Origin of the sequence: Lachnoclostridium sp. An118 (genome assembly GCF_002160985.1) — a bacterium.
Classification (GTDB): domain Bacteria; phylum Bacillota; class Clostridia; order Lachnospirales; family Lachnospiraceae; genus Claveliimonas; species Claveliimonas stercoravium.
Genome location: NZ_NFLQ01000033.1, coordinates 1 through 14,788, shown reverse-complemented (window position 1 = coordinate 14,788; position 14,788 = coordinate 1). Strand labels below are relative to the sequence as shown.

Genomic DNA, 14,788 nt, shown 5'->3' with positions numbered 1-14,788 from the left:
AGATTTAAAGTCATGCTTTTGTAAATCTGAGAACCAGATATGAAGTGAATTACTCCAAGTATCTGCAGTATCTCATAAAAGTTGGAGTCGTACTAGCCGGGTGGTTATTGAGCGCTTACTTTGAGCCCGCTGATTGCAATTTACTTCTCGATACGCCAAATATCCATCCATCCCCACTAATGACTGCCAAAAATTCTCTGAGTAAAAAACTTGCCCACATTCCAGCACATTTTGAATATAAAAATAGAAAAAGGCAAAATAGAAAGCCGGGAAAACCGACTTCCACCGTTTATAAAAAAATTCTTTAAGATTTGATATACTTTGATAATTATAATATAGCACTGCACCTGACAGGACAAAAAATGTAGTTACTATTCCTGATCCAAACAGACCATTTGCGAAGTCATACCATAATTTAAGATGACTGTTGGCATGACAGTAATAGTGAAATACGATAATACCAACAGCACATATTGCGCGAACAAAATCAAAGCATTCTATTCTAGTCTTTTTCTCCATCGTTTACAATTCCGTCCTATTGTTTAGTTTTTATCAAAAACTCTTAACTTCCTTTTCATCCGACGAAACAATGATTTTCTTTCTTGCAATATTTTTAGTTCTTGTTCCAATAACAACACCTTGCTCTTTAATTCGTTATTAATTTCTTGCTCTTGCATTAATAATTCATTACATTTTTCTATGATCTCATCCTTATCTAATGCTCTACAATAGTATTGGATTTCCAGTTCTCTAACTTCTATATTTCTTGAGATCGGTACTAAGTATTGCGGATCATTTGTAAGGAAAACGTCCGTATTCCCTTGATTCAAATTATTAACCGGCACTAATGTTTTTTCACTCTTCAGACCATTATATTTCACTTCCATAATAGTACATTCACAGTCAAAATTTGTCGGATCAAAACGAATATTTATTGTTTCAGGAGGCAATTTTACCTTCAAAATATTTATCTTATCTTTCCAGCAATACATCTTTGTACTATTTTCCTCTGAAAACCCATTACCAAAGTCAAAATATATTTGTGCATATGAATCTCTATTTTCCGTTATATTTAATTTCTTACAGTCATAATCCCAAAACCATTTTAATGCATCCGGCATAGAATCTTTCTTATAATTACTTTTAAAAGCGTTTTGTATCTGGCTGTATGTCTTCTCACGCCATATCCTATTAGGATATACCAATCCATATGCAATCTCTTTAAATGCTTGCATCATTTTAGTTATCTGCTCATCCGAACAACAAAAGCCAAAATCTCTTGGATCCTCACCCTCTGCTATAATTCCAAGCATTGTACGCGTACACTTTTCACAATGACAACAGTTATCTCCATTAACACTTTCATAACAGACACGTACTTCAATAGGAATCTTTGTTTCCCTTCTAAACTGACAGATATTATGAATTTTCCTCTGCCGATCATTCTCATATCCATCATGTATAACTCTACAACCAGAAAAAATAAGGAAATTATCAATCGTTGGATCAGAAGCACATGTTACACCTACATCTTCACTTGTAAAAGATGATGCAATATAAACCTTGTCCAAATTGTATTCTATCACCAGTGGTGCAATATGACTCAAAATGCTGATTCCATGCTGAAATCCATGCCACCAGTCATCATGCACCTTTTTAGCGATTTCTTCATTCAAAGCCATCTCGTTGATTACTTTTCGAAATGAACTTTTAATAGGTGCATACTCCAAACCAAAGGCTTTGGAAACCTGGTTGATATGCTCACTCACAACATTCCATCCTTCTTTATTTTCGACATCAACATCTGCCCCCCACAGGGTAAATAGAATAGGTCTTTCCTCATAATGTGAAATCATAGTCGAAAAAGCATCAACTCCACCACTGAACAGACAGCCTGCTCTATCTTTTTTTAAAACGGAAGTTCTAGAAATAATCTTTCTAGTTTTGATTACCTGATCTGAGAATTCTAACATAGGGTACATGTTCATATATCCATTTTTTAAGTCAGAGATGCAGTTATAAAACGACTCATCAATGCTATCTAAAACTATTTCCGCATCATAGAGCCATGCAATTGGTAATATATTGCACACAAATGGTATGCATAATGTTTCCATAGCATAGTTTTTGATCCTTGAAGAATATTGAATATAAAATTCATTATTTGTAAAAAATCTGCTCCATTCCCCTTCTACTTTGTAGTCGTATTTAACACAATTCTCTATTACCAGAATATCAACCAGAATAATTCTATTCTTCACTTTATATCACATCCTATTCCAAATAACAAACCACTGCTCTATACGTCCAAACAGAATACCAACTGATATTTAGGTTCAAATTAATAGTTCCCTTTAATCACCTGTACAAGTACTCTATAATACTCATTTAAATATCTCAAATCCGACTTATCCTCATTTATGTTGTAGGAGTATAGTTCCTTTATTATGGTTTCTAAACCCTCCCTATTATCTACTAAGGCTATAAAAGGTAAATCCTTAATCCAATCGTAAGTTCCTCTTATTTTATGATTATAGTTATTTAAAACTACACACGGCGTCTTTGTAATAGCTGCAAAAATCATACCATGCATTCTATCAGTAACTACTAGTCTTGCCTTGGAAAACAGCTCCCAAAAATCTATTACTGCTTGTTCCCTCTTATCAATTGATATATTATATGGTTTTTGTGTATCTATATATTTAACATTATCAGATAAGTGCTTCGCTGTATCCCATATAATCTTCTCTGTTTCTATATCAATATTTTTTTCAATATCATTTCTCAAACATAAAATAATCTCATCATTTCTATGATAATTTTGAAATCTATTCATAGAAAGAACAATATCTGGAACCAAATAAACTCTACAAGCAAAATTATCTTTAGCAAATCTATAAGATTGTTTTTCCCTTGTAAAAAGCGACAAATTTTTGTGTGTATTATATATATTCTGAGACTTTCTTAACTCCTCTTCAGCATTATCAACCTTAGAATTAAAATAAATAGTTTGCGGGAAAATAATTATTCTGTTTTCTGGCCATCTTTTTATTATATCACGACGAATATCTTCTGCAGTTTGATACTGATTTCCTAAGTTCCCTCCTCCATGTGCAATAATTATATCTGTTTTTTTAATTTCTTGTTGTAATTTATCTCTTTGAAATGTATATTGTGTCGCAGGTACTTCAACAATATCTATACTAGGAAAATATTTCTTCAAAAAATCTTTTTCTGCAATGGCAATAGCATGATCCCCAAGATTTCCGTAATCCTCAGTACCTAAGAGATAAAATCTTTTCTTTCACCGATAGTATCTTTCAGTGTCCGATACATGTTTCTGGCGTTTCTAAGAGGCAAAGTAAGTTTCCAGCTTTTAGTATTTTCATACTCATCACGTATCCTAACTTCTGTCTCTGCAACTTTCTGGGTAATCTTTTTTTCTAATTTTTCAATTTCATGTTCATATTTTGTAATTTCTTTTTCCAAGATGGAATCATAAAATATGTGCTGCTGATTGATTTTATAATAATCTTTAATTGTAAAATTATAATTCTTTATTAGCAACTCCGGCCCACCATTTTGACGAAATACTTGTTCCAGAATTTCTAATCCTATTGGATATAATCTGGTTGTGTTATCATAGTTTAAACACAAAAAGGCTTTTTCACATAATAAATCCAATTTACTTTCTGCATTCTTATTAACAAATAAATCTTTAAAATACAACAAAAAATCTTCATCAGAAATATTTTGAAAGAAACGAAAAACAGCCATTATATATTCATTATAAAATCTAATATTATTATAATCAGTGTCTGCACTAATATTCTTCTTTGTATTTGGAAGCCAGCGATATCTTACCAATTCTGCCTGGATAACTTGCAATTTATATTTTAGTGCAATTCTTATCCACAGTTCATAATCCTGACCTTGAACAAATGTCAGATTGTATTTTCCTACTTTTTCAATTACATCTTTTCTTATAACCGCAGATGGATGCGAAAGACAATTTCCTCGAAAAATCAGCTGTCGAATCCACTCTTTTTGTGTCTTAAATCTTGTTCGAAACAAATTATATATATCTTCATATTGTTGACTAATATTTAATCCGTTTTCATCCACAAGACTTACATAACTAAAACATGCTCCTATTTTTTCATCGTTTTCCAAGGCACTAATCTGTTGAGTTAATTTATCCTTTTCCCAAATATCATCACTGTCAATACGCGCAATATATTTCCCATTTGCGAGTTCTATTCCAGTATTAAGTGCTGCACATATCTGCCCATTTACAGGAAGATAGACAACTCTTATTCTATCATCTTGAAAGTTTTCTATGATCTCCTTCGATTTATCTATCGAAGCGTCATCAACGATAATCAATTCCAAATTAGAATAGGTTTGTTCGAGTACACTTTTTATACTCTCATATAAAAACTTTTCCCCATTATAATTTGGTAATATTACACTAACCAATGGCTTTCCCATGGATTCATCCTCATACTTTCTTAATGAATTTGCCTTGTTACTTATAAAACCGAAAAATACTTTATACTGTTTAAAAGAATATATACGTCATATTTCGTAAAAATCACACTATTTTTAAGGAAAAATCGTGTTTATCAAGTGTTAAATTCGGATTATAATATATATCACCTTCTTCTAATTTTTCATTCCAGCGATTACAAAAATAAGATACTTCCTCATTAAATCTGTCTATCTTTTCCTTCGTATCCTCTTGCCCTCTCGACTTAGATTCATAATGGTATAATTCTGCATAGGGTGTATATACTATTAATAATCCTTGTTCTCTAATTTTCATACATAAATCAATATCATTAAATGCTACCTTTAATTTTTCATCAAATCCACCGATTTTTTTAAACAATTCCTTAGAGATCATCATGCATGCTGCGGTAACCGCGGAATAATCCTGAATACAAATAATCCTTGAGAAATAACCATTAGCATTATGTGCAAAATCTTTAAAAGCATGTCCGGCAACTCCGCCAAGTCCAAGAATGACACCTGCATGCTGGATTTTACCATCTGGATAATATAGCCTCGCACCGACTGCCCCAACGTCACTCCGTACTGCAAGACTTACCATTTCTCTGATACAACCTTCATTAATTACCTCTGTATCGTTGTTTAGAAATAAAAGGTACTCACCTTTCGAATGTTGAGCCGCGAAATTATTTAATGCCGAATAATTGAATCCTGCTCCTTGCGTCCATGACAAAACTCTTATATTTTCATAAGTCTCTGTAAGTTCATTATAATAATCAAAAATTTCTTGTGATTTACTATTATTTTCAGCCACTAATATTTCAATATTTTTATACCCTGGTTTGTTCAAAAGAGACTCTATACATCTTTTTAGATCCTCTTTATGATCTTTATTAGGTATTATTATCGATACTAATGGCTCCTTTGATATATGATACTTTACTCTATAAAGTCCTGGATATTCTCCCATTGTTACAGTAGCTTTAAGACCTACTCTATTTAAATGTGACTCAATTGCATGTTTACCCGCTTCAAATGCATACATTTTACTACTTGGATTTTCCGAAGTTGAATTTTCATGCGTTCGCCAATGATATAATACTTTAGGAATATGATAGATATTACTGCACTGCTCTATACTTCTCAAAATAAAATCATAGTCTTGTGCTCCATTAAACTCTTTCTGAAATGCACCAACTTTTTTTTGAACATCACTTCTCAACACAAGCAAATGACAAATATAGTTCATGCTTCTTAAAAGGTCCAAGTTAAAGTCTGATTTAAAATGAGGCTGAAAATACTGTTTTCCATCTGCCGAAACCTTATCCTCATCTGTATAAATAATTTCAGCCTCTGGATATAAATTAATTAATCGTACACATTCATATAAAGCGTCTGGTTCCAATAAATCATCATGATCAACAAAGGCAATATAATCTCCCCGCGCAATGGATAATGCACAATTTGTATTTGATGAAATATCTAACGGTTCATTAGAGGAAATCACTTTAACTCTAGGATCATTCAAAAATGATTTTATACAATTAATGTTGCTTTTTCCTTCTCCACTTCCGTCTGAAAGACACAATTCCCATTGACTATATGTTTGAGCCATAATAGACTCTACTAAATCTCTTAGATATTCTGGCGGAGTACAAAACAAAGGCACAACAATGCTGAATAAAGGATTGATAACGAATTTCGTGTCTTTTTCCTTTTGCAATTGGTCATAGGACAACACATTCTTTTTGCGCCACCGTTTATAGCTCATCTCATCAAATCGAAATATTTTAGCCAACAAATGACGCAAAAATTTCTTCCCTCCATTTTCTCGATAATATTTAACAACTTTACGACATTTATTCAAAATGTTTTGATTCATTTTAGTTCTCCGAAACTATAGGTTTTACTTTTTAGTCAACAGTATATTATATATGACATATAGTTTTACAAATAAGACTCTACGAAAACAACTTATAAAGAATACGGAAGAAAGCAACTAAATAAACCGCAACGCCCAATGTAACAACAAATGTTTCTATATCAAATCGGTATGTTAAAGTTTTTAGAATCAATGTTCCATCCATAGGCGTTTCTGCATCTTCTAATTTACCACTTCTAACTCCCACAGGATCACAATATAATTGCACATGTTCCTCATCTTGAAGTTCAGAACTTCTAAATTGAATTGTATATTCTTCCTTAGAATTAATTTCTATAGCTTTATCAAAATGGATCTCATTTATTCTTCCACTTTCAATTGTACTAAAAGAGATACTTCCCTCTATTAAATCTTCTCCAGCTTCATTCATAAGGCGGTAAAACAACTTTTTTTGATCAGAAATACTATTCACAGCGACTTTCACACTAAATCCTGTAAGTTCTTTTTCGCTACAACGGAATGTTTGTGATATCGCTTCCCCATTTTGAAGATCAAGAGCAAGATAAGCCGAAGTATCTGTCGAAGAATCATATATATTATGTGGTTTGTAAACATGTGCATAAATAAAACAGCAAAGCACTATAATTAAACTTATAATAATATATTTAATCTTATTTTTCACAACCATACTCCTTATGATCTTTTATATCGCTCACATATTTCTTTTGCTTCGCCAAAGCATTTCATTTGTCCATGTTCGAGCCAAATTATCTTATTACATATTTTTTCAACTTGGTCAATACTATGTGAGACAAATAAAATAGTAGTTCCTTTATCAATCATATTCTGTATACGTCGTTCACATTTTGCTTGAAACTGAAAATCTCCTACAGATAAAACTTCATCGACAATAAGTATATCTGGAATTCCAATTGTAGCAATTGCAAAGGCTAATCTAGAAACCATACCGGAAGAAAAATTTTTCACAGGCACATCCATAAAACTGTTTAGCTCAGAAAAATTTACAATATCATTATAATATCCTTCCATTTCCTTACGAGTGTATCCCAATAGTGCACCATTCAAAAAAACGTTCTCCCGCGCCGTCAAATCCATATCAAACCCTGCACCTAATTCAATTAATGGAGCAATTGAACCATATACCTTTACACATCCTTTAGTTGGTTTTAAAACGCCTGCAATCGTTTTAAGCATTGTACTTTTTCCACTTCCATTAAGTCCAATGAGTCCTACCGAGTCACCTTTTTTCACTTCAAAAGAGACATCCTTTAATGCCCAGAATTCTTCTATAGATACCTGGCCTTTAATGCTCTTTATAATGTATTCTTTTAAACTATCGAATTTTTCCGATGACAAATTAAATCTCATCGATACATGTTCTACTTTAATTATAACAGACTTGTCCATGTTTTCTCCTACAAATTAAGAATAAACGTATCCTGATTGCGATAGAATACATATAACCCTATTGTCAATGCAATGATTGCTTCAATCAGAGCAATCCCCAAGTCAAATATACTAAACATTCTATTATTTATCATTAAATCTCTAAAAATAGTCAAATAATTTGTCAAAGGATTAGCTCTAACAACGACAGCTAACCAAGATGGCAGCATCGACATAGGATAAATCACTGGAGTCAAATACATTAATGCAGTCGTAAATACAGAATATAAATGTATGATATCGCGAAACTTTACTGTTACAGCCGCTAAAAACAATCCAATTCCAAAAGAAAAAACAATTAATAATGAAATTGGAATAAACGAGAAAAAAATAGTATAATGTAACTCAACTCGCATTGCCAACATTACAAGAACTAATGCCGTAAATGACGCCATTAAATTGATTACGCAAGAACATATCCTTGACATCACAAATAAATATTTCGGAATATATACTTTTTTAATCAAATTTGCACTTCCCAGAATAGCTGACATAGATGTTGTTGTAGCATCATTATAAAAATTAAATATAACTTGTCCGCTTAACAAATAAATAGGGAAATATTCTATATCAAATTTAAACAAATTTGAGAATACAACAGATAACACTACCATCATCAAAAGCGGATTAAGTAATGTCCATAACACTCCCAAAACAGAACGCCTATATTTGATTTTAACATCTCTTGCTACTAATTCATTAAGCAATGGACGGAATTTCAAAAAATTCTGAATATATGTTGGCACAGTTTCCCTCCTAATCTCATTTACTTTACTATTATATCTTCGTAATCACTTTTAAATTCTTCTATAAAAGCAAACGGATTTGAAAGATATACATAGTTATGATTTACCGGTTTGTGCATCACAATTGTATGAAATTGATTACATATTCCCTTTAATACAACCGCAATTTGAACTGGATCCATATTATCAACCGATGTTATATTTTCACTAAAATATGACATATTTTTATTACTATAACTGTTAGTGATTGTCTTAACATCAAAAACAGACATTTCTAATGGTGGATAGCTCGGATGAGGTGAAACCATTAAAGATATCCCTGCAAAACTTTCCCGCAAGACTTTAGCGTATTCTTCCAGAGTAAGCTTTCCCACAGATTCCAAATATAGTCCTTCGCCTAAATTTACAGGGTCGTGTTGCTCCCCGGCAGACAAAATTGTCCAACTTTCTGCTCCTGGCTGAATTGCAACCCATTTCCTTAGCGCCTCAACAATAATTTCAAAAGCATTCCGATCCACACTTGGCCTTCCATATACTAATATTTGTTTACGTTTATAAATAGTATCTGTTAAAGATTGCACTTCGTTTTTCAATACCGAATTAAGTAATGGATCAAAACAATATACTCTTTCGAACGAATATCCCTTTTTTAAAATATATTCTTTCAATTCGCTGGAATTAAATATAGCAACTTGAGGAAATTCATATCTATACGTAGCCTCTGCCAAAACATACCTTGGAGACCATGCATAGAATCCAGGTTCATAATCTTGTATTAAATATAAAAATGATGGTAAATTAAGTTTATTGCTTTCTTTCCATTTTCTATATTCTGTTTGTACAATATAAGCAGTCCACCACGCAGTAAACATAAACTGGTCGTTCTCTGAAACGAGCAGTGTCTTATTTTTTCTATTAGCCATAGATACTATCTGATGTTTTGCATTGCTATTATCGTCAGATTCTACAATAGCGTATTTTTTTCCATACTTTTTCTTTGCCTCATCATCCATATCTGCATCTACAAGTATAATTCTAGTAGAACATCCAAGTTGTTTGCCCATTGCTTCAAAGCAACTCATTGCAGTGGCTATTCCACCAAAAACATATTCTTTATTTAATGCAGGCAAAACCAGATTAAGACGATAGTCTTTTCTTTCTATCTTTTTAAAATGCAATTCTCTTATAACCTCTATACAAACTGGCTTAATCTTTTTTTTGCCATTTATAGAGTTCTCTACAGACTTAACCTCTGGTATACAAGAATCCAAACTCAGATTTTTATTGTAATAAGGGTCTCCTCCTTTACGATATCCAGAATACATTATATCTGATAGCTCAAAATCAATTTGTGGTACCTTATTTACATCTCTGCTTTTTGACTCATAATGGTATAACATCACTTTAGGAAGATAGACATTCCTGAGGTCATTTTCAATAGCCCTGATACAAATTTCAACGTCGCTTCCGCACACGATAAACCTCTCGTCAAATCCGCCTATTTTCTGTATAGTATCCTTAGAAACAGCCATACAAGCACCGGTACACCCCATAACATTTCGAGTAATTAGAGGAGATATAAAGGGGCCTTTTATATCATCTGGGGCTGCTCCTTTATATATATGATCAGCCCAACCTCCCATGCCAATTACCACTCCTGCATGTTGGATTGTTCCATCTTCATATAAAAGCATTCCTCCCGCAATTCCTATTTCAGGCTGTGTTACCTGCTCAACCAATCTGTCCAGCCATGTATTTTCAATTATTTTCACATCATTATTCAAAAACACATATACATCACCGCTGGAATACTGCATGCCAAAGTTATTAAGTCTAGACCAATTAAAGTCAAAATCAGCATCCACAATTTTGATATTGTTATAAGTCTTCTCTATTCTCTCAAGGAACTCCTTTGTCTCTTGTTTTTCCGAATTATTATTTAGTATTATAATTTCAAAATTATCATATAATGTTTTTTCAAAAATACTGTTTATGGCAATCTGTAAATCAGCTACATGATCCTTTGTAGGTATAATTATGGAGGCCATTGGTTTCCGCTCCAACTTATACCTTATATCAAAGACACCTTTGTATCCAGTTTCATGAACTTCTACTGTTCCGATTCCTTTTATTCTATCGAAGTGAGACTGAAGTAACTGCTTGCTTTGAGCATTACGCAAATCCAATTTGTCATTCTTTTCTCCACAAAGTATATATGAACGATACAATCTTTTAGCAATATGGCCTATATTACTGGTCACTTCACTCACACGAAGACATAAATCATAATCATATGCAGCTGAATACTTTGAATTAAATCCACTAATCTTGTTAAAAAGTTCTGCTTGTACAACAAAAGAGCGCCCCAAATACATAGTTGAAGCAAGCAATTCAGGAGACCAGTCCGGTTTAAATATTAAATCAGATTCCTTTTCAGAATCATTAGCAATAATCTCATCACTGTAAATCAATGCAGCTTTAGTTTTAATTATACATTTTGCAAATTCTCTTAATGCCCTAGGGTTTAGAACATCTCCTGCATTCATAAATAGCAGATACTCTCCAGTAGCATATTTTGCAGCCTTGTTCTTTTTTTCTATTTCACTATTTTCAGAGAGGTCGCAAATTTCTGTTTTAATTCTGCAGTCAGATACGGATTTTAAACAGTTTATAATTTCCTCATTGCTTTCTTGTTGAAAAATAATTCTGACTTCCCACTCTGTATATATCTGATTCTTAATTGACTTAATTGTTCTCTTTAACAATTCGCAGTTATCTGTAACTGATAAAATAATGGAAAACTTTGTATCATACAATAGCTCGACTTCATTGTCCTCGTCTTCTTTTTTTTGTCTTTCCCACTCCTTACGAGCCAACTCCCCAGCCCGGGCTTTTAATCCTTTTGTTCCATAAAGAATTGTTGCCTTTCCTAGTCGCAACACATCTTTAGGATGTTCAAAACAATGTTTTGCAAACAATTTTCCCTTTTCTGTTTGTGTCAATTCTTTCTTACTACTATTTTCATTTTTACTCATGACTTCTCGTATGATGTCAAATAAAACATCATATCTCCTTTCTACTTTTTAATAAACACATGTAAAATTAATAATAAGTAAGCGTCATAATTATCGACATTGCACATGCCATCCCCAAAATTAGTATTACATCAACCATATGCATTTTATCTGTTTCACTCTTATGTGCTTTTGTCATCGCCTTCTCTCCTGTAAATAATAACCCCAATAATCCAATAAGAGGAATAAAATATCTTCCCTGCACGCCCTGCATATCAGAGGCACCTACAGGTGTCCAATTTAAAAACAATGCAAAACATGTTGAAGCATATATGCCTATACACATAAGGAAAAGCAAAACTTTATTCAAAATTGTAAATTTGTAACCTTCTTCTTGAAAACAAATTTTTGCAAACAAAAACGTCATGAGTGGAGTTAGTATCGGATATGAATATTCTAGCCACCCGAAACAATTCAGATTGTCTATATAATATGCCATTTGGTAAATAAGGGCAGATCCAAAATTTTTAAGCCAAATCTCAAAATTGTTCACTATATAGTGAATTTGCTCCACCGGATCGACACCAACTGACTCAAGATAGATGTTTTGTTCTAAATTCCCAACAAATGATGCTGTGTATAGGTAGTATAGCCCACCCATAGTAATAACCGAAAAAATAATTGCAATTTTATATATATAGGACTTTCGCTTACTTCCAAAATTTTTATAGGGCAACAATAAAACTAAACCGGCCATAAAAATATTGGTTACTTTAAATACAGTCGCCATAACTGATATAAGCCAAAACAACACAATGTCTTTGACGAAAATATTACGTTTTATCCCATTATATAAAAACAAAAAATATGCTATCAACAAAATACCAGTTGCATTAATCAATGCATCAGGGCTACAAGAAGCAGCCTGCTGAACAGACATCGGTAATGAAGCAACCATAAATAACAGCATTTTTAATCGAGGTGCTAATTTAATCGCTAACATAATAATCAAAGCATATGTAAGCAAATTAAAAAATCGTGCAAGCCAAAGAAGCCATATTACATTTAATCCAAGTAATTTTGCAAACGTCACGCCTATTGCCTGAGGTATATACATAAGGAAGAAATTGGAAGCAGCAATATGGCTAATATACGCTTTACTATAATCGATCTCCTGCCCTCTAACATTTGATTGTGTATATATATTCTGAACTTCGTCACTCAAATCTACTACACTTTGTATAGTCTCGTGTAATTCCTCTTTCGGAGGAATAAAAAACGCGCCTCTGGAAGTCACTTCTGCTCTGGCAAAGTGCGCCACCTCGTCAGGCACATTCAAAATTGGCTGCGCAAAAACCAATAATCCCCCTATAATCATAAGAAAAAGAAATACATATATGTGAGGCTTCACATGTACAAATAAATACACTATTAGTAAGAACATCATTCCCACATAAAACGAAAATACGATTACAAGCTCAGCTTTACTGCCATTATATAATTTCCCGAAACAAACGACGCACAAAAAAATAATATTCATTACGAGAATTTGCAAAAACTTAAATGATGTACTTTGATTATTAATTATATATTTTTTTATTTTCATCATATAACTCCATTATTTTGGTCTTTTAGATTTTATCATATTATATGATTATTGTCCACTTAAGAACGATGCCAGCACATAAGCCAAGCCACAAATAGGCTTAAAAAAATGCTTTTATTGTTCGTACAAGATTTGTGTTTTCATTTCATAGCCAAAATACTGCAAAAGGAGAAGAAACCCCTAACGCGCAATCAAATAGGCTCCTTCTCCAGTTATAAACATTACAGAAAAATCACTCAAATATAATAAAGCATTGAAAACACTTGTTTTATTTCCTAAAGAGTCTTAATTATATAATCTGTTAATAATATTCAAAATACTCTCGCCATATTTTTCGTCTGCAGCCCAGCCAGTTCCATAAGGGTTATGCGGAATTGAAAGCCATTGAACATATGGAGCCTTATTTCTGAGCCACTCCCCCCATCTTGGATCTACCTTCTCATTGTTTAATGGTTCATTAGAAGCATAGCATTTCAAATGCTGCACATTAGCCCTAATCCCTGTTCTCACATCCGGGAATGAACAGCCAGGATTTCCATTTCCTGTAGCCCCCAGTCCACCAAAGTTGAATTGTTCAATCTTAACATCATTTCCAAACTGCAAATTGCCTGTTTCTAGCATTATTTGAGCAAAAACAACTTCTGCTTTAACACCTTCACTGACAGCTTCTTCATATACAATTTGACAAAACTCTTCAATCGATGCAGCCCCTCCTTTTTTTAGTGCCAAAGACGGATAAGTCACATCTAATGACCTAAAATAAGAAGACATTTGATTTACAGATATACCTGCATTTCCCATAATAGTATATAACCCATCACTAAGCGTACTATTTACCTCGCAATTTCCTGCTATCAGACATGTAACTACTCCGTTTTCTCCCGTGATATAAATGTGTGATGTATATGTCCCTATACTATAACCATGGTTCTTTATATTAGCTACCGCTTTGTATGTCCCGTCTGCCTGCTTTTTGGCCGTATACCAATATACAGTCGCTGCCTGATCCCCTTCTTTCCATACAGGAAATTCTATCTTCTTTACTCCTGATGGACACTGAATATTGCTAGCCGTCAGTTCAAATGTACCACTCGCTTTATCATACGCACCAATACTCACATCCGCCATCGGGCTGGTTATATTCATTTGAAATGATTTTACGCACATTCTTGCCCCATTATGCATTATTACATATACATCTGCATAATATAATCCACGCTCCTTATGGTTGCTTATATCAATATCAGCGTACCATTGACCTTCATTTCCCATATATCCTTTGTACCAACGCAAGTCATTCTGTCCGCCTTCTGAATTCCCCCATACAGCCACTTCCATTCCAAGTCCACCGTATACGCCTATATTCTGGGCTTCAACCCGATAGTCTTTTTCTTTTCCATTGGCTGTTATATCACTCATTGCTATTTCTATGTCTGCCGGAGTTACCTCGCAATTTCCTGCTATCAGACATGTAACTACTCCGTTTTCTCCCGTGATATAAATGTGTGATGTATATGTCCCTATACTATAACCATGGTTCTTTATATTAGCTACCGCTTTG

10 protein-coding genes and 1 pseudogene are annotated in these 14,788 nt (G+C 33.2%); all 11 read right to left on the bottom strand.

The genetic code is table 11. The features are described 5' to 3' along the window. Positions 1 to 72: 72 nt before the first annotated feature. Entirely contained in the window at positions 73 to 519 is a 447-nt protein-coding gene (locus B5E62_RS17800; RefSeq protein WP_143468881.1) for an acyltransferase family protein, read from the bottom strand. Between the two features lie 23 nt (positions 520 to 542). After that, positions 543 to 2,261 carry a hypothetical protein gene (locus B5E62_RS16255; protein ID WP_087175556.1) on the bottom strand — a complete coding sequence of 573 codons (1,719 nt, stop codon included), beginning with the start codon at positions 2,259 to 2,261 and terminating at the stop codon, positions 543 to 545. A gap of 80 nt (positions 2,262 to 2,341) precedes the next feature. Beyond that, positions 2,342 to 3,253, bottom strand: a pseudogene (locus B5E62_RS16250) (polysaccharide pyruvyl transferase family protein); the annotation flags it as partial. A 29-nt stretch (positions 3,254 to 3,282) separates the two neighbouring features. Then, on the bottom strand, positions 3,283 to 4,491 hold the full coding sequence (locus tag B5E62_RS16245; RefSeq protein WP_087175554.1) for a glycosyltransferase: 1,209 nt from the start codon (positions 4,489 to 4,491) through the stop codon (positions 3,283 to 3,285). A gap of 103 nt (positions 4,492 to 4,594) precedes the next feature. Next, entirely contained in the window at positions 4,595 to 6,394 is a 1,800-nt protein-coding gene (locus tag B5E62_RS16240; protein ID WP_087175553.1) for a glycosyltransferase family 2 protein, read from the bottom strand. A gap of 79 nt (positions 6,395 to 6,473) precedes the next feature. After that, positions 6,474 to 7,076 (bottom strand): hypothetical protein, encoded by a 603-nt coding sequence (locus tag B5E62_RS16235; RefSeq protein ID WP_143468880.1) that lies wholly within the window; start codon positions 7,074 to 7,076, stop codon positions 6,474 to 6,476. A gap of 11 nt (positions 7,077 to 7,087) precedes the next feature. Beyond that, the gene (locus tag B5E62_RS16230) at positions 7,088 to 7,822 is read right to left on the bottom strand and encodes an ABC transporter ATP-binding protein (protein ID WP_087175551.1); all 735 of its coding nucleotides are present in this window, start codon (positions 7,820 to 7,822) and stop codon (positions 7,088 to 7,090) included. An 8-nt stretch (positions 7,823 to 7,830) separates the two neighbouring features. Next, positions 7,831 to 8,607, bottom strand: a complete 777-nt coding sequence (locus B5E62_RS16225; RefSeq protein WP_087175550.1) for an ABC transporter permease — start codon at positions 8,605 to 8,607, stop codon at positions 7,831 to 7,833. A 20-nt stretch (positions 8,608 to 8,627) separates the two neighbouring features. Further along, a complete protein-coding gene (locus tag B5E62_RS16220) occupies positions 8,628 to 11,642 on the bottom strand; it encodes a glycosyltransferase family 2 protein (protein ID WP_087175549.1) in 3,015 nt (1,004 codons plus the stop codon). 67 nt (positions 11,643 to 11,709) lie between these two features. Next, the gene (locus tag B5E62_RS16215) at positions 11,710 to 13,227 is read right to left on the bottom strand and encodes a DUF2142 domain-containing protein (protein WP_162610340.1); all 1,518 of its coding nucleotides are present in this window, start codon (positions 13,225 to 13,227) and stop codon (positions 11,710 to 11,712) included. Positions 13,228 to 13,512: 285 nt separating this feature from the next. Continuing rightward, on the bottom strand, positions 13,513 to 14,788 hold a 1,276-nt coding region (locus tag B5E62_RS16210; protein WP_206414343.1), incomplete at its 5' end, for a GBS Bsp-like repeat-containing protein.

Excerpts from the sequence above, each read along its gene's own strand:
- B5E62_RS17800 (WP_143468881.1), bottom strand. The coding sequence starts at position 519 with ATGGAGAAAAAGACTAGAATAGAATGCTTTGATTTTGTTCGCGCAATA.
- B5E62_RS16245 (WP_087175554.1), bottom strand. The coding sequence starts at position 4,491 with ATGGGAAAGCCATTGGTTAGTGTAATATTACCAAATTATAATGGGGAA.
- B5E62_RS16240 (WP_087175553.1), bottom strand. The coding sequence starts at position 6,394 with ATGAATCAAAACATTTTGAATAAATGTCGTAAAGTTGTTAAATATTAT.
- B5E62_RS16230 (WP_087175551.1), bottom strand. The coding sequence starts at position 7,822 with ATGGACAAGTCTGTTATAATTAAAGTAGAACATGTATCGATGAGATTT.
- B5E62_RS16220 (WP_087175549.1), bottom strand. The coding sequence starts at position 11,642 with ATGAGTAAAAATGAAAATAGTAGTAAGAAAGAATTGACACAAACAGAA.
- B5E62_RS16215 (WP_162610340.1), bottom strand. The coding sequence starts at position 13,227 with ATGAAAATAAAAAAATATATAATTAATAATCAAAGTACATCATTTAAG.